The following is a 16,981-nucleotide window of genomic DNA, read 5'->3' on the forward strand; positions in this document are numbered from 1 at the left end:
AGGTGACAAGGAACACAAACCGCACTTTTAAACAAGCAAAGTGCGGTTTGGCAGTTTGGCGGTTATAACAAAATCCAAGCTAGAATTGCCACAATAGTGATAGTTACCAATCCTTGCACTAAGGTAGCGATTGTTTGTGATTTATACGCAGTTTCCACGTCCATTTCACTAAATTCGGCAACTACCCAGAAGAAGCTGTCATTCGCGTGGGAAACGGTCATTGCACCTGCGCCAATCGCCATAATGGTTAACACCGATCCGATCGTGCTATCGAGCCCAAGTGGCTGCAGCAACGGATAGATAATCGTTGAGGTGACCACAAGTGCGGTGGTGGACGAACCTTGTGCGGTTTTTAACGCGGCGGCAATAATGAACGGCACTAAAATGCCGAGGCTCATGCCTTGTAGCACCGAGCCTAAATAATCGCCGATACCACTGGCTTTCAACACCCCGCCCAAGGCGCCACCGGCTGCGGTGATGATCAAAATACTGCCTGAATCTTTAACCCCCTGCCCGATCCAATCGTTCAACGTGGTTTTGCTCCATTCCGGCAATAAGCGCGCGGCAAAGAATAAGCCGATCAGCAGTGCGGTCACCGGTTCACCGAGAAAATAAATGCCTTTCAACACGCTGTTATCAACACCGACAAATAACAATTTTAACAGCGAAGCGAACGCAATCAGCCCAATTGGTACGATAATCGGTAAAAAGGCGTTCAAGGTGGACGGAATTTGTTTATACAGCGCTTGAATTTCCTCGTCGTCAACCAGTTTCGGCAAGTCATCTTGCGCGCAGCGATAGCGTTTGCCCGCCCATTCGGCGTATAAGTAACCGGCTAGGGCGGCAAACAGCGCAATCACCAAGCCGAACAGAATCACCAATCCCAGATTGTCAACGTGCAGGTTTCCGGCGGCGGCAATCGGACCGGGCGTTGGCGGCACTAAAGTATGAGTGGCATACAAACCGGTAGCCAGTGCGACCGACATCGCGACGGCGGATTTGCCGGTTTGGCGTACGAGGGATTTTTTCAATGCGGATAGGATCACGAAGCCGGAATCACAGAACACCGGAATCGAAACGATATAACCGATAATGCTCATCGCGAGCACCGGGCGTTGACGCCCGATCTTACTGAGCACAAAATCCGCCATCGCAATCGCCGCACCGGTTTTTTCCAAAATCGTGCCGATAATTGTCCCCAGCACGATCACAATTCCGATATAAGCAAGAATACCGCCGAAGCCGGTGGTAATGGTTTTCACCGTGTCGGCAATCGGCAAGCCGGAAAATAGCGCAATTGCGTAAGCGGTGAGTAATAGGGCAATGAAAGGGTGTAGCTTGTATTTCGCAGTGGAAATCACGATAAACAGAATGCCGGCAATCAGCAGAATGACCAGTCCGAAACCACTCATAAAAACCTCCCGTCAGTTTATTGGGAACGCATTAGACGACGTGTTATAGCCCACGTACTGCAGGCTAGGATTAACATAGCAAGGCTTTCTTTTTTTGAACAGTGTTTGTTTTCGGATTTGCGATAGGCTTCAAATTCTTTTTGATTAAAACCACTTAGCCAGCCATAACCGCACTTTGATTCCCCAATAAGTACTTAACCCGCTGGTGGAAAATTCCATTTTGCCTTGGTCAAAAATAATAATGGTCGGTGTGACATAAACCTGCCATTGATTGGCAATTTCGCCGTGCGGATCGTTAACCGTCAGAAATTGGTAGTCGTGTTGATTCAAATAGGCTTGCACGGTTTGCGCATCGCCGGAGCTGAGCGCAATGGTTGCAACCGGCACGCCTTCTTTGGCGAGGCTGTCGATCGCCGGCGAGGTGTAGCGGCAATAACCGCACCAAGTGCCCCAAAAGTAGAGCATCGCAGGCTGATCTTGGCTGAGTTGTGCGAGGAAAAACGGCTGGTTTTTCAGATCATAAAGTGCGGTGCTGTCAGCGTGATTCGGCACTTGCGGCTTGCGGAACCAGTCAACAATCACACTCATCACAATCAAGGTGAGAAAAAGAGAGAGCGCGTTTTTGGCAATTTTTTTCAGATTAATTTTCATGCTTGAGTCTTATCGTTATATTTGGTGAGCCATTTTAACGGCGACATTCCGACTTTTGCGGTGAACACGCGAGTAAATGCGCTGGCGTATTGATAGCCCACTTCCTCGGCAACGATCGAAATCGGCGTGCCGGCGCGCATTTTACGCTGTGCCACCGCCAAGCGCCATTGCGTCAGATAATCCATCGCGGAAATGCCCAGCACTTTTTTGAAATAAGCGGCAAAATTGGAACGCGACATCGCCGCCAGCTCCGCCATTTCCTCCAGTTGCCAAGGGTGCGCGGGATTTTGGTGAAGTGCGGTCAGCAGCTTGTTTAATTTACTGTCACTTAAACCGTTTAGAAAGCCGGTGGTCAGTTGTTGTTTATCCAAGCCGTAGCGGATAATCCGAATCAGAAAATAGCTGCATAAATGGTGAATCGCAATCGGCTTGCCGAGTTTGTCAACTTGGTATTCCTGGTAAACCGCGTTGCCGACTGCCGCCAGATCAGGGCAGTCGCTCAGCGGCATAATCACGCATTCGTCCAATGCCTGATTGAGCGGATTTTTCACCCCTTCGCCGAAATCAAAACTGATACACGACACGTTAATCCCGTTTTCATCAATCGGGTTAATCCGGTGTAAGGTGCTGTTCGGGCAGAAAATCACACAAGGCTCACTGATGCGTTTTTGTTGTCGGTTACTTAACAGCAGATCAAAACTGCCGTCATGGACAATATGCAGATAGCTTTTGTTCGGTTCGTTAAATTCGCCGATTCGGCACAACAAACTACTGAAAAAAAGATCACTTCTGAAATTAAAGCGAGCAAAAAACTCGGTTAAAGCATCCATTTGTTCCCTCGGTTAAAAAATCCGGACGATCGGTCAACTTGTTGCATAGCGGTTTTTCTATACTACCTCCGAAGCAAAGAACTGGAGGCATCTCGGTCACAGCACAACGTGAGAGAGGTATTCTTCAGGGTTAATTTTGAATAGTCAATAAAAAGGAGTGATTACCGTGAGTAATGAGCATAAAGAGCAACAAATCGATACAACTCGTCGCCAAGTTTTAGGCAAAGGCAGCCAAATCGCAATGGCGGCAACCGCACTTGGCGCTATGGGCTTAAGCGCAGCGGTTTCGGCACAAGAGAAAAAAGCGGCTGATCCGTACGCAGAACCGGAGCAATATGGTATGCCGCGCAATGGTATGAAATTAGACAAAAAACGTGTTGCGTTGGTGGTGGTCGATCCGCAAATCGACTTCTTAAGCCCGAAAGGCATCAGCTGGCCGGTGATGGGTGAAAGTATCACCCGCAATAACACCGTGCCAAACATTGAAAGCCTGTTCAAAGCGGCAAAAGCAGCGGATATTCCGGTTATCGTTTCTCCGCACTACTACTATCCGCAAGATCACAGCTGGAAATTTGGCGGCCCGGGCGAACACTTCATGCACGACAGCGGAATGTTTGCGCGTAAAGGTCAATACACCTTAGAAGGCTTTGAAGGTTCCGGCGCAGACTTTATGGAAGAGTACAAACCGTACATTTACGACGGCAAAACAGTGATTGCGAACCCGCACAAAGTTTTCGGACCGGAAACCAACGACGTGGTGCTGCAATTGCGCAAACAAGGCGTTGACCAAGTGATCTTGGCAGGTATGGCGGCAAACTTGTGTATCGAATCTCACTTGCGTGAATTTATCGAACAAGGTTTTGAAGTCACCGTGGTTAAAGACGCGACCGCTGGGCCAAAAATCCCTGAAGGCGACGGCTATTTAGCAGCGTTAGTGAACTTCCGCCTGATCGCAAACGATCTGTGGACAACAGCAGAAACCGTTAAAAAATTAGGTGTGAAAATCTAATTAACCGAACCCCGGCCAAAACCGCACTTGAGATGAATTATGCTGTTTCATCGAAAAGTGCGGTTTTTTTAGTTGTGCCGACCACTCTTTTTCCCATTTAAGTAAAATTCAGTGCCGAATCGGCACACTTAATCTATTGCCCTCACAAAAAGCAGAAAAAATCCTAGAATATTTTCGGTTTTGGACTACATTAGTCATAACATTACTTCGTTTATCAAGGATTTTCCATGCAAAAAGCACTCAACCAATTAGTTACCGAAAGCCGCAATCCGCGTTCTGCGGAGATCGACCGTTTATCGACGGTTGAAGTATTAAGCGTGATCAACCAAGAAGATCAAACGGTGGCGCAAGTGGTCGCCGCTCAAATCCCAATGATTGCGCAAGCGGTCGATCAAATTGTGGCGGCATTTCGCCAAGGCGGGCGCTTGCTGTATTTGGGCGCCGGCACATCGGGGCGTTTGGGCATTTTAGACGCCAGTGAATGTCCGCCGACTTACGGCACCGATCCGCAGCAAGTGGTCGGGTTGATCGCCGGGGGGCGGCGTGCAGTGTTCAGCGCGGTGGAAAATGCCGAAGATAATTGAGCGGCGGCGATTGAAGATTTGCAACATATTCAACTCAATCCGCATGACGTGCTGGTCGGCATCGCCGCTAGCGGACGCACGCCTTATGTGCTATCCGGCATTGAATACGCCGCCCGGCTTGGCTGCCCCACCGTCGGCATTGCCTGCAATCCTGATTCGCCGTTGCTACAGCAAGCGCAAATCCCGATTTGTCTGGCGGTCGGCGCAGAAGTGGTGACCGGCTCGTCGCGCATGAAAGGCGGCACCGCACAAAAACTGGTGTTGAATATGTTGACTACTGCCTCGATGATCCGCAGCGGCAAAGTGTACGGCAATTTAATGGTTGACGTGCAAGCCAGCAATGAAAAATTAGTGGAACGACAAAAAAACATCGTGATGCAAGCCACCGACTGCCAACGCGAACAAGCCGAACAAGCACTGGCAGAATGCGGCAACCACTGCAAAACCGCAATCGTTATGATTCTAGCCGATCTACCGTCAGTTGAGGCAAAACAGTTATTACAACGCCACAACGGCTTTATTCGAGAGGCGCTGGCGGAGCACTTTAAATCGGTTTAACGTGCGTTTTAGCGGGTATCAGCTAAAATTAAATGTTGTGTTGTTCTGAAAATAGTATAAAAAATAGTGGGTGATTGTTTAGGTACTACTTTCAAAAAAGTAAGCTAAAGCTGATAAATATAAACCCAACTATTTTTTTCTACTGTTCCTAATGTTATTCACTTATATGCAAGCATCATATTATGTTAATCCAAGCTTGCCATTATCATAAATCCAGACTACGCCTGCTGGTGCGTAACAGTTCCACCACAAATTATCTATGTCATGTAAAGGGTCATTTTCATCATAATAATCAGGCCAATTCTGATCGAACAAAGCTACCAATTCATTAGTGTGTTTTTCTATAAAGACACTATTGGATATGAGTTTTATCTTATTCGAATCTATTAATATGCGTAAAATATCCAAGAAAATTTCTTTTCTGGATTTTTCTATTTTATTTTTTATTTTATACTCAGAAACACATTGCCATGTTGATACAAAGCTATATCCACGAGCATATGTCATTATATCCATTGTTAATTCATTATAATTCATTTAAACTTGACCTCTATTTATTTCCCTTTGTTTATTAAAGGTGTTTTTATATCAAGAGTCCATTTCGCTTGAGATATTTGTTGTGAGCTAGAAAAATTTCTTAAAACCATACTTAACACCTTAATATCTCTAATAGGCATTTTCACTGAGTACATCAAAACTACCTCTTCTCTAAGAGTGGAATATATTTTGGTTATTGAATGTGGGAGATGTTTTCCCTGAAATAATATTACTTCTAAATTTACTGCCCAATAGTTCAACATTGCATTACCATTTAAAAAAAGAAGAAAAAAAGGATTTGTTTTCTTTCGATTCACCGCTTAATAAATCTTTCACAAAATCCGGAAGCTGTTCTTCCGGGATATATTCATAAAAAGTATAAATCACTTCTTCCGGTGTATAATCTTTTTCTCTTGCATCACAAATCATTTTAAGCCAATAGAGCATTTCTGTTGGTCTCCCTTTGGCATATAATATAACCAGCTCTTTTTCTAAAAATAACCTTGCCGCTTTTTCTAATTGCTCCACAGTAAATTTCTTTTCATAAAAATGTAAGCAATAAGCATAAGCTATACGATGACCACTCATTTTATTATTCAATTTAAGCGGCTTATCGCCTTTTATTGATTGATAAAGTTGAATCGCTTTTTCATATTCTTGAGCTTGAATATGATGCAAAAGCTGTAAACTGAACTCCTCCTGCTCTACACGACTCATTCCTTTTGAATAATCCCTATTACTATAAAGCTTATCCTGCCATATCAATGAGTTTTTCCATAATTCAATATTATTGACGCCCGTATCAATCCAAGCGGCAAATGCCAAGGCATAGGTTAGTCTATATTGATGAAACGCCAATTCATCAAGACATTCTTGTTTTTCAATCCCTTGCTTCAACCAATCTATAATTCTTTCCAAAAATGGTTTATAGAGGTCTTTAAAACCCACTGAATACGCATAAACGATATCATCTAAATCATGCTTAGCATAATTTCCAATAAAGCCCCGGGGGGGGCTACTTTTTTTTGAATAGATGAATAGCCAAAGCCATCTTTGGCACTCACTTCTCTCGTGCGAATAATTTCTTCTTTGATATTCATAAAATTCTCCTATGGGCATTTTTGATTATGACAATATTTTTGAATAACTGATGTTTTGACCTTTCCACTGCCTACGGTATAGGTAGTAAAGTTTCTAGACTTCAAATTTTCCAAGGCTTTCTGACGTATTTCTGGAGAAAGCAAGGTTGACGCCCTAATTTCTCTCTTCGCTTCTTCAATTGCACTGACTCGTGTTCTTGTATTATCAAACGTAGGCGAAATCTTACCCGTTGTGGAATTACTGCGATATTTACTGTCCCAAAGCTCAACGTCTCCCGTTCGGAGATTCACTGAGATAATATCACTACCGTGTTTTCCTGTAGAATCCCCCCACTTAACAACAATTCGCTCCGTTGCTGCTAACTCATTTGCTAACCTCACCTCACCATGAAAGCCATTAATATGGGCCATTCGAGCAGCTTCTGTTTTTCCGCTGATAATACTTGGAGTATAACCATATGCTGCGATTGGAGGGGGTAAATTATCATGTAAGGGAATACCATTAAAAACAATTTTCTTCGCTGGATAGCCCGCTGTTTGCCCAACAATCCTTGTCATATTTTTAGTGAAAGTGCTAGCTGTCATCTTTCCGACGCCACCAATTCCACTTCCTAATGACAAGATTTCAGTCAAAATTTTACCGCCTTCTTTACCGGCATTAAACGAGCCACTCAAACCTGCTAATTGGTATTCTTTTTCCAATAAATTAAAGCGATTAATATAGTCCTGCTTTATTGAATCTTTGAGTTTAGAAAATGCATAATCATTGTTTTAGCAGTTTTGAATGTCTGAATCGGGCTTACAGCCATATCCGCAAGTCCTTTTACCATGTCATACAGTGATTCCGGCACTGCTGCCAGCATACCTGTCGCAAACGAAGCGTCCTGACCCGCACTTAGCACTGTCCATTGAATATGTGTTATGACTCGGCAGTAAGCTGTTGCACATTGTGCTAATTCATGTTGTTTCTGCTTCTCCTGCCAATCCGACAAATAATTGTTCATCACCGCTGTGTGAGCCGTATCTACAGCCGTATTTGCATTGCCGCCAAGATATGCAGTAACTGAAGCGGCGGCAATTTTGGCATAGCCCAGCAGTTTATCTTGCTCTTCTTTGGTGTATTTTAACTCGCTGTTATTGCCGATAATCTCTGCTGTTATCTCACCAATCACCGCTCCGACCGCGCCGTCAACACACTTGCCCCCAACCGTTGCGCCTGCGCCGCAACCGGCGACTGCATGTGCCAGTTTATGCACAAACCGGTTGGCAAATTCGCTGCTGCTGAAATCGCTTAATCCTTTGATGTGATTTGCTGCAATCCCTTGCCCGGTCTCGGCTATCGCACTTAACAACCCTCGTTTTAAGGCTTTTTCCAAACTTTCGCCGTTAATGGTGGCGCTACTCAATGCGCTGATGCCGTTGTTGACTAAATTATAGCTGAGCTTATCTGTCCAAATATCGCTATTCTTCCATTGCTGCATCTTGCCTAAACCGCCCGCTTTTTCCATTACACCGGCAGTGACTACGGCGGTTGCCAATGATTTTACGGTTTGTTTGCTGCCCAAATCCTTAAAGACTTTGCCTAAATCCCCCCGATTGTTAATGGTTGAAATCGAGGCTTGAGTAATCAAGCTTGTCATTGCAGCATTCACCATTGCCTCACCAACCGCGGTTGTCGCTAAAGTCGGAAATGCGGCGGCACCCGCTCCGCCGGTTGCCACTGCCACCGCAATTGCCACAATAATCGCCCCTGCGCCACTCAGCCCTTGTTGACTATGATTCCATTTTTCATATTCCAGTTTTACCCGTTTCCAGTCTACGTCCTTGCGCTGAATGATGCTGTTGAGGTATTCCATCCCCGGTTGTTTTGCCAGCTTCTCAACTTCCGTTCTGAATGCGCCTTGCGGCAGTTGAACGGATAATCCACCCGGTGCAGTGAATACCGGTGTCGGCCCGGTAAAGGTTGGTAAATTGAGTGTTTCAACAATGCTGCCACGGTCTTTCATTGATTGCCAAAGTGCTGATTTGGATTGCGATTTTTGAATTTCAATCACTTTGGTTTTAATGCCTTCAAACATAATTTTGGCATCTTTGCGTGCGTGTTCACCCACACCAACACGAATGTGTGCCGGTGTTAAGATGGTGAACTGTGTGCCTTGTAATAGCGTATCCCAGCAGGAATGGGTTACCGCACTTTTTGCGACTAAACGTGCGGGCAATGCCGATTGCAGCGCTTTACTGCTTGATGATGTTGAACGTCCGCCGGAGATAAAACCGAAGTATTTCGATTTTTTGGTTTTTTCGTGTTTATGGTAGTTTTCCTCATCTACTGCATACAGGCTCAATGCTTTACCGGCAGTAATGTTAATGCTGCCTTTTGGCGCATTGAGCTCAGTCGCATACAGTTCAATATTGCCGCCGGCTTTCAGATCCAGTGATTGTGCGGTCAGCGAAGCTGGGTTAGCCGTCGAAGATTTACTGGTGTTCGTTTCAGTAACTCGTTTACGCTTATACCATTTGCCGGATTTATAGCTGCGGAAGTTATAACTATAAAACTCTTCTTGTCCACTTTCCAAACGCATATCATTATAGGCATATAAGCTAATCTTGCCGTTAGGGGCTTGCAAATCCGTGGCGCTGATAATCAAATTAGCATCCGCACTTTGCGCGGTTGATTCAATGGTAATACCGTTTTTAGCAGTTATTTCAGTTGGCGTATTAAATACGGCATAACTATGGCTATTATGCCCCTCTTTCCCCTTTTCAAACACCTCCAATGAACCGTTAATCAGTACCCCGTAAGCAGGTTGTTCATTTTTTGTCGGTGTTGTTCCGAGTGATTTGATATTAACCGTATCACCGGCAACCATTTTTGCTGATTCAATGCGAATACTGCCTGTAGACAAGAGGTTGATCGCTCCTGCGGTCAATGTTGCGCCACGATGCTCATAGCCTTTTTTAGGACCTATCATAATATTAATGATAGATTGTATCTGTGATTGTTTTTCTCTTAGCGGCGCTAACCGTTTCCGTAATTCAAGTCTTTTAAATCCACCCCATTTTCTACTATTTTTTATTTTTTCAGCTTGTTCTTCTATATGTTGAATTTCTTTTTTTAGCAGTATTATAGCTGCATTTACATCACTATATCTCTCTGCGCTATTTTTCAGTGCGGTCAGTTCAATATTGCCTGTGGTGGAAGTGATATTAATATGATTGGATTTTAATTCTGAGGCTTCCAGTGTTACCGCACCGGCAGTTAAATCTATTCTCCCGCCGGCATTTAGTTTTACGACTTGCGCAGATGAATTACCTTGTTTTCCGGCTATGCCACGCAGCAATAAATGATTTTGCGTTTTAATCGACAAATCACTCAATGCACGAAGACTATATTGTGGTAACAGTGTTAAATGATTTTTAGATTCAATACTGAATGCACCGTTGATACTTTTTGTTTTAGAATTGTTTTTCAAGTTGGCGCTGCCAACGGATTTCCAATCTGTATTGCCTTGAATATTAAAACCACCATGCTTAGCCGTGAGGATTAGTGCGCCGCCTTGTAGTGTTGTATTATTAAGGTGTTGTGAACCGGCAGAGTAGAGAGACAAAATATCCGTGGCTATAAATCTGTTGGTCGTTGTTGCGTCTTGATTTTGATTAATCTCTTTATTACTGCTAATCACAATTTCTTTTGCGTTCAATTGTGTTTGGCTCAGTTTAATATTTGCTTGTGCTGAAATGCTAATCATGCCATTCGCAGCATTTGCGGTAACATTTTCAATGTTAACAGCCCCTTTTCCGGCATTCAACAACAGTCCGTTTTCAGCTAGTTCTAACGTGGCATTTTTCAACTCAATGTTGCCTGTGTCTGAAACTAAACTTAATCCTCGGCTTTTATTTTCGGCGTGTTTAAAATCTGTTGTTAAATGTCCGCCCGCCTGCAAATGGATATTTCCGTTTTCGGCATTCGAGCGAAAAGCAGTCGGAAGCTGCAAGATCCCATTACCCACCGAGCCGAGAGTCATTCCGTGTTTACCTTGCAAAACGGTTTTTATGCTGTTTTTCTCCATTAGGCGGGTATTATGTTTTGCCAATACCGATAATGTGCCATTAAGTGCGGTTGTATGTAGGTTCGTTGTCTGAATATCACCGTTTAACGCTGCGATATCGAGATTTTTTTTGGCACTGAGTTGATTGTTATCGCCGATAGATAACAAACCGTCATTCGCAATAAGGCTAATATTTTGTGCTTGTAATTTTGCAGTTGTGGGCGCATTTCCCAGTGTGATTCGTTTTCCATAGAGAGATACATTGCCTGTTAGATTATTTTGATCTGTTGTTGAATTTTTCAGCATGGGAAGAAAGTAACTCAATTTATCACCGGCCGCTAGATTCATATCCGTTGCCTTGTCAATTTGAGTTCTGAACAAGTGCAATTTTTTATCCGCTTTCATTAAAATATGCTTACCGGCAAATAGAGAACCTTCTTCTAGCATAATATCAGCCAATGGCGTAGTGTTTACAGCAGGTTTATCTTTGGCAGAAACCACCGGATCTTCACTTTGAAGGACAAGATTACCTTTCTCGCTTTTCAGCTGAGTATGTAATAAGTGAATATCACGGTTGCTATATAATACGATATCCTTTTCTGCGGAAAACTGGGTATCTCTTCGAGTAACAATGCTGTGTTTACCCGCCATTTTCAGTTCACCGGCTGAAACGAGCTGCACATTTACTCCGGTATCAATTTTATCTGCTGCAAGTTGAATATCTTGCTGTGGCACAGATTTACTGCTTTCAATACGTGTATTGTCATGCAATTTTACTTTGCCTTTAGCTTGGATTACCACTTGACCTTGCGCCAATGTTTCCTTTCCTTGCGTATTTCTTGTGGGTGTTATGCCATTGCCCGATAAAATGGCATCTCGACCGGCAGAAATCATTACCGCACTTTTACCCTGTAGTTTGCCGCTATTTTCAATATCATCTCTCACTGTTGCCAGCGAAACGATATCACTTTGCAACGTTCCTCGGTTTTCTAATTTTCCGTCAGCCGTGAGGATCAATTGCCCGTTTGTGGCTTGTAACGTGCCTAAATTTTTTACACCCACACCACTTTCTGTTGCCAACAGGTTAATTTTGCCGGCATACATACCACCTAGTTCGGCCACATCAATAGCAACTTGAGGGCGTTCACCTTTACCTTTTTGTACTTGTATCGTACCATTTTGATAGTTAATCTTGTTTTTACCCGTTACGATGCCGAGTGATTTTGCCTGTACTTTTCCTTGAATCGTGGCGGTTCTGGCAAGGAGTTGCGTGTAATCTGCTTGTCGACTATCCAACCCATTCTTTCCAACAGTGATTACGCCCTTTTCAACTGTAATATCTCCAATATCACCTTGATTTAGAGCGGGTTTGCCTGTAGTCAAGGTTACATTTCCGGCATTCGTAAAACTGGCGCCATTAACAGTAATCCCTGATTGATTGGCTATAATCACATCAGCTTTTCGCCCTTGAACTGCAATTGCTCCCTCTAATTTACTGGCATTATGTGAATTCACTTCATTTAAAATGACTTTCGCCTCATTTTTCTCTAACCAAGGATTATTTTTACTGTTATTAAGAATAACCCCCTCGCTATCAACATCAAATTGCTGATAAACATTATGGCTTACGCCAGCAGTACTTGGCGTACGAATGTTAATCAATGGTTTTCCATTTTGAATCAGTACCGTGGCTTTTTGGTTACTTTGTGCCGTTGGGTCGGCAATAATTCGAGAGGCTGCATCCGATGAAAATACCAATAACATCGCTATATTTAATGTTGTTAAACTATAGGGGATAAAAAGCGGTAAACGAGTTGTTTTTATGGCGGATGAACGGGGAGTTTTGCCATCATGGCGACAGTATTCGGAGACGACGACAAAAAGTTGTTTGGATTGACTAAAAATAACGTTAAATAAGTGCTTGTTCATTTTTTATTTCCTTATTAGATATTTAAACAGCAAAATTAAAACGTACTATTGAATTATTTTTAAAAAGAATAAGTTAAATTAAACCCCAAAATATGTTTATCGACATTAAAGTGCTTAGGCTTGTAAATTGGTTTGCCGATAAAAAAATCATAGCCAAGATCACCATAGCCGGAAAAATCGCCTTTCATGCCGATAGCACTGCCGATTAACATTTTTGCTTTATGTGACTTTTGTGATTCACCACTAATTCGCCCCAGATCAACTGCCAAGTAAACCTGATGATTTTGCCGATGATGCCAGCCAATCTCGTTCCTTGCTATCCAGCCGCGTTCACCGGACAAAGTAAGATCGCCACTAAAGCCTCGAACCGTATAACGACCACCAAGACTCAATAAATCATGCGCTAATAATGGTGATTTACTCCATTGAAATTGCCAATCCGTACTCGCATATCCTTGAAATTTATTCACCTGAATCGCTTGATAAAATTGCAAATTCGCACTTAACATTTCAGGGCGACTTAATTTTTTATTCGGCTCAGGTATGGCGCCTAACATTCCTGTACCTTTTTTATAATTCAATCCGATATGTAACGTACTATGCTGAAAAAAATATTGATGACGTATTCCAATATCCCAACCCGCTATACGCCGACGCTGAGTATTAATTTCAACATCATCAATAAAATTATTGGATTGCCGCTGCCATATGCCAACATCAAAATACGTTTTCTGCATACTATTACGATGAAGAAGATAACTGCCTTTTAAACTACCGTTCTTGCTTTTTCCCCAATATTGATAATTGGTATAAAAGCCAAAGACTGTTTGGTGATAGTAGTGCTGAGAGAAAAATGCACTGAACAACCAATTTTTCCATGGCATTGAATAACCAAAACTGACGTTATGTGCTCGACGTTTATCCGGCATATCACTGCCTTGTTTGAAGGAATGGCTAAAATTAAGGTAAAACAGATCGTTTAAAGAGAATGGATTATCTAACGCAACACCTATATTGGTTTGTAATCTACCTGTTGATTTATTGCCGGCGTCATTCAATCCTAATGAGAAACGCAATGGAAACTGCTGGTGATATTCGAGCAATAAATCACTTTCACCGACAAGGGCATTTTCAGATTCGTTCGGAATAATTTGAATATTGAGATCACTCGAGGGTACACGTTTAAAATTTTCCAAGCCTTGTTCCAACGAACGAATATTCAATAGATCACCTTGTTTTAAGGGCAAACCACTAAAAATTAAACCGGATTTCCAGCGTGGTGTTGTACTTGTATCTTTCCAGTCAATATGCCTTATTCTGCCCGGTACGACTGTAAATGTAATAACGCCTTGATTGATGTCTTGATCTTCCACATACACTCTAGTTGTAATGTAACCCTGCCGGATCAATTCATTCTGCAACTGGCTAGAAATAATCTCAATGCTTTCTAATCCAAGACATCGCGGCAAAGTCAAGCCAAGTTCTGTTTTAATTGTATTTAACAGCGAAGGAAATCGTTTTTTCAAAGGAGACTTTTGGTAATGATCATTGTTCCACTCATTTAGTGATAATGTATGGATCATCAAGCAATGCTTTTCAGTAGCGGGTAAAGTGATCTTTTTCTCTGCTATCTTATCAAAACGAATATCTTGTAAAGATGACATCTGTTTTTGTAACTGTTTATCTTGCTGCTGTTGATGTGTGATTTGCTGCAAATCCAAAACGTCAACATCGTTTGGCAAGGCATAAACCATAGATGCGGAAAAGAAAATGGAAAATAAAGAATATCTCGCACGTTGTAGAGTCGGTAAGTTTATCATCGTCATCGTATTCTTTTTATTCTAAGAATTAATATATAATACCATTATAAATGATAATGATTCTCACTAGGGTGGGTTGGTAAGTTTTGATATGTAAAGTGTCAATCTTATTTAGGGCGGGGCAGTGAAATAATAAAGGGATAAATTAAGCCACAATTTATCCCTTTTGCGATCCGGATCGCAAAAAAAGTTGCCCGCTGTTTGACTTTTTCGCTGATTTTTTACACTGCGAGAAAAGTACGCGCAAGAGGAAGGGCGATGCGAAGCGGATTGACTTTATTGGAAGTGTTATTAACGCTGTTTTTATTAAGCCTGTTGGCGACGGCAGCGATGCCGCAATGGCAGCGGCTGTCGGATCATCAGGCGTTGCAAAAAGAGCAGCGCAAGCTGTTTGCGTTTTTGCGCCATGTGCAACTGCGCGCGGAAAATTCCGGCGAAATTTGGTTTTTGCTGGTGCAGCGCGATCCGCAGAAAAAACAGTGGTGCGTGAGCGCGCAATTGAAAGATCCGCTGTTGTGCGATTGCTTCATTGCCGATCAATGTCCGCGCCGACTGCAACCGCACTTTTATTATCCCGCCTTTGCGCCGCAAACCCAAATTATCAGCAAGAAATATTATCCGGCGGAAATCAGCCGCCTGAGCGGCGTGCGCGATACGTTTTCCGCCGCCTGTTTTGTGTTGCAGGCGGGCAAAGTGCGGTCGATTTTTTCGTTGTTTAATGTCGGAAGTTTGAGGGTGAAAGATGATCAAGCCGCCAGTGCCTGCGTTAACGACAATTAAGCTGCCCGCATATAAACGCGGCTTCAGCCTGTTGGAACTGATGGTGGCTGCGGCAATCGGTTCGTTTTTGTTGCTGTTGATCGTCAGCTTTTTCACACAGACGGCAAATGCCAATCGCGAGCTGTTATTGCGGCTGCAACTGCAACATGAAACGCACAAAGTGTTGCAATTAATGGCAAAAGACATCAGCCGTAGCGGTTTTATTTATCGGCACGCGGGTATCAATGAACCTAATCATACGCTGTTTAACCACGCCGACGGCAGCGCAACCATGATTACCGCCGCCAATCGCGAAGCCGGCGCCAGCTGTTTACTGTTTTGGTACGATCTCGATCACAGCGGTTGCCTTGGCAGCAACCACGGCAGCCAGTGTCGCGAGGGACAAACCAATACCACTGGTGAGATTCAAAAAGAGTTGTTCGGCTATCGACTGAAAAGCAAGATGGTCGAAACCCGAGCAATGTATAAGAGCGGTACGATACAAAACTGTGAGCAGTCGGTGTGTCATGGCTATCTGGCGCAAAATGGCTGTGATACCCGTGGTTGGGTCGATCTACTTGATAACGATACTTATCAAGTCAACCGTTTGCATTTTTCCTGGTTGGTAGCTCGTCGTGGTCTGTTGGTTGAAATAGAAGCCGCATACAAAAAACGGCCGCAGATTCGTTATCAAAGTGCGGTTGTGATCGCGCTGCATAATCGGTTGTTGGCGGAGTGATTATGTTGGGCATGATTTCACGATTGAGAAATGGTATGGCGGCACTCTGGAGTTTGTTATGGCTCAGTTCAATTTTGTCGTTATTTTTATTATTTGACGGTGAGATCCTCGCACTGCACCGTGCCAACATCGGCGAACGTTTGCGTTATTTGCAACAGCGAGAAGCATTGTTGCAGCAAAGCCTGATCGCCGGTGCCGATCGTCACTGCCAACAAGCGGCGCTCGCTCAAAGTGCGGTCGCAACGTTTCGCTTGTCGTTTACCGACGGCAAAACGTCATCACAACAACAGCATTGGCTTTGTCGCAAAACCGCATTTTTTACCCGGTTGCCGCAGCAAGCATTGCAATCCAAAGTGGCGGATTTTGTCGCCGATCCCGCACAATGGCAGCTGCTACAATTGCCGCTCAGTGCTGCGGATTATCAGCAAAGTGCGGTGTTGTGGCTGCCGAACGATACGGAATGGACACTGGTAAACGATTTTTATGGTGTGGTGTTGGCGCAGGGCGAATTGCGGCTGCGCGGCGAGGGCAAAATTATTGGCGCGTTAATTCACGATCGCAGCGTGGATGTTGGCGAGCATAATGCGGTGGTGTTTGCGCCGCAGGTGCGGGATCGCGCGGCAGAACGCTATCAACATTGGCAATATCAGGCGGACAGTTGGCATGATTTTAACCCGTTATAAATGGCGCAAAGGCGCAAGTTTGCTGGCGGTGCTGTGGGCGTTAATGCTGTTTAGCCTGGTGCTGTTAAGTACTGCGCGCTGGCTGAGCGCACAGCAGCACGACGGCTTGCTGAGTTATCAACGCTACCAAGCGCTATTGATCGCGCAAAATCAGGCGACGCGCCAGCGATTGGGTTTAGACTGCGAAGCGGTGAATACACAAAATCAGCTGCATTTTCAGATCGCCTGCCAGCCGCAGCAGGTGCAAGTGCGGTTTGCGTTGGGCGAATTGAAACTCCCGCTGAAAAATGATTAAACGGCTTGCAATTCGCGCAGCGGTTA

15 protein-coding genes and 1 pseudogene are annotated in these 16,981 nt (G+C 43.9%); 6 read left to right on the plus strand and 10 right to left on the minus strand.

From position 1 onward, the window contains the following. Nucleotides 1–62: 62 nt before the first annotated feature. The 3 genes from ACUHGC_RS06140 to ACUHGC_RS06150 form a co-directional block, all read right to left on the minus strand. Nucleotides 63–1,412, minus strand: a complete 1,350-nt coding sequence (locus ACUHGC_RS06140) for a GntP family permease (protein WP_446834735.1) — start codon at nt 1,410–1,412, stop codon at nt 63–65. Between the two features lie 144 nt (nt 1,413–1,556). Further along, entirely contained in the window at nt 1,557–2,057 is a 501-nt protein-coding gene (locus tag ACUHGC_RS06145; protein ID WP_446834855.1) for a protein disulfide oxidoreductase, read from the minus strand. A 2-nt stretch (nt 2,058–2,059) separates the two neighbouring features. After that, nucleotides 2,060–2,893, minus strand: a complete 834-nt coding sequence (locus ACUHGC_RS06150) for a helix-turn-helix domain-containing protein (protein WP_446834736.1) — start codon at nt 2,891–2,893, stop codon at nt 2,060–2,062. Between the two features lie 166 nt (nt 2,894–3,059). On the opposite strand from ACUHGC_RS06150, the gene ACUHGC_RS06155 reads away from it, so the two are divergent. Both ACUHGC_RS06155 and murQ read left to right on the plus strand, forming a co-directional pair. Beyond that, entirely contained in the window at nt 3,060–3,902 is an 843-nt protein-coding gene (locus ACUHGC_RS06155; RefSeq protein WP_446834737.1) for a cysteine hydrolase, read from the plus strand. A gap of 227 nt (nt 3,903–4,129) precedes the next feature. Next, nucleotides 4,130–5,044 (plus strand): annotated as a pseudogene (murQ, locus tag ACUHGC_RS06160) (N-acetylmuramic acid 6-phosphate etherase). A 180-nt stretch (nt 5,045–5,224) separates the two neighbouring features. On the opposite strand, the gene ACUHGC_RS06165 reads toward murQ, so the two are convergent. The 7 genes from ACUHGC_RS06165 to ACUHGC_RS06195 are packed head-to-tail and all read right to left on the minus strand — an operon-like array spanning nt 5,225 to nt 14,485. Further along, nucleotides 5,225–5,581, minus strand: a complete 357-nt coding sequence (locus ACUHGC_RS06165) for a DUF596 domain-containing protein (protein ID WP_446834738.1) — start codon at nt 5,579–5,581, stop codon at nt 5,225–5,227. Between the two features lie 17 nt (nt 5,582–5,598). Beyond that, entirely contained in the window at nt 5,599–5,844 is a 246-nt protein-coding gene (locus tag ACUHGC_RS06170) for a hypothetical protein (protein WP_446834739.1), read from the minus strand. A gap of 4 nt (nt 5,845–5,848) precedes the next feature. Then, nucleotides 5,849–6,529: a hypothetical protein gene (locus ACUHGC_RS06175; RefSeq protein WP_446834740.1), complete on the minus strand. Its 681-nt coding sequence runs from the start codon at nt 6,527–6,529 to the stop codon at nt 5,849–5,851. Between the two features lie 23 nt (nt 6,530–6,552). Further along, on the minus strand, nt 6,553–6,681 hold the full coding sequence (locus tag ACUHGC_RS06180) for a hypothetical protein (RefSeq protein WP_446834741.1): 129 nt from the start codon (nt 6,679–6,681) through the stop codon (nt 6,553–6,555). 9 nt (nt 6,682–6,690) lie between these two features. After that, nucleotides 6,691–7,383 carry a hypothetical protein gene (locus ACUHGC_RS06185; protein WP_446834742.1) on the minus strand — a complete coding sequence of 231 codons (693 nt, stop codon included), beginning with the start codon at nt 7,381–7,383 and terminating at the stop codon, nt 6,691–6,693. A 29-nt stretch (nt 7,384–7,412) separates the two neighbouring features. Continuing rightward, nucleotides 7,413–12,659 (minus strand): two-partner secretion domain-containing protein, encoded by a 5,247-nt coding sequence (locus ACUHGC_RS06190; protein ID WP_446834743.1) that lies wholly within the window; start codon nt 12,657–12,659, stop codon nt 7,413–7,415. Between the two features lie 59 nt (nt 12,660–12,718). Continuing rightward, the gene (locus ACUHGC_RS06195) at nt 12,719–14,485 is read right to left on the minus strand and encodes a ShlB/FhaC/HecB family hemolysin secretion/activation protein (protein ID WP_446834744.1); all 1,767 of its coding nucleotides are present in this window, start codon (nt 14,483–14,485) and stop codon (nt 12,719–12,721) included. A gap of 252 nt (nt 14,486–14,737) precedes the next feature. Here ACUHGC_RS06195 and ACUHGC_RS06200 point away from each other — a divergent pair, with 252 nt between their 5' ends. The 4 genes from ACUHGC_RS06200 to ACUHGC_RS06215 are packed head-to-tail and all read left to right on the plus strand — an operon-like array spanning nt 14,738 to nt 16,955. Beyond that, nucleotides 14,738–15,259: a prepilin-type N-terminal cleavage/methylation domain-containing protein gene (locus tag ACUHGC_RS06200; RefSeq protein WP_446834745.1), complete on the plus strand. Its 522-nt coding sequence runs from the start codon at nt 14,738–14,740 to the stop codon at nt 15,257–15,259. Then, nucleotides 15,222–15,977 (plus strand): prepilin-type N-terminal cleavage/methylation domain-containing protein, encoded by a 756-nt coding sequence (locus tag ACUHGC_RS06205; RefSeq protein WP_446834746.1) that lies wholly within the window; start codon nt 15,222–15,224, stop codon nt 15,975–15,977. The genes ACUHGC_RS06200 and ACUHGC_RS06205 overlap by 38 nt, the downstream gene beginning before the upstream one ends. A gap of 2 nt (nt 15,978–15,979) precedes the next feature. Continuing rightward, on the plus strand, nt 15,980–16,660 hold the full coding sequence (locus ACUHGC_RS06210) for a DUF2572 family protein (RefSeq protein WP_446834747.1): 681 nt from the start codon (nt 15,980–15,982) through the stop codon (nt 16,658–16,660). Continuing rightward, a complete protein-coding gene (locus ACUHGC_RS06215; RefSeq protein ID WP_446834748.1) occupies nt 16,641–16,955 on the plus strand; it encodes a DUF5374 domain-containing protein in 315 nt (104 codons plus the stop codon). The genes ACUHGC_RS06210 and ACUHGC_RS06215 overlap by 20 nt, the downstream gene beginning before the upstream one ends. Nucleotides 16,956–16,981 lie beyond the last annotated feature (26 nt).

This window comes from Testudinibacter sp. P27/CKL/0425 (assembly GCF_052931395.1).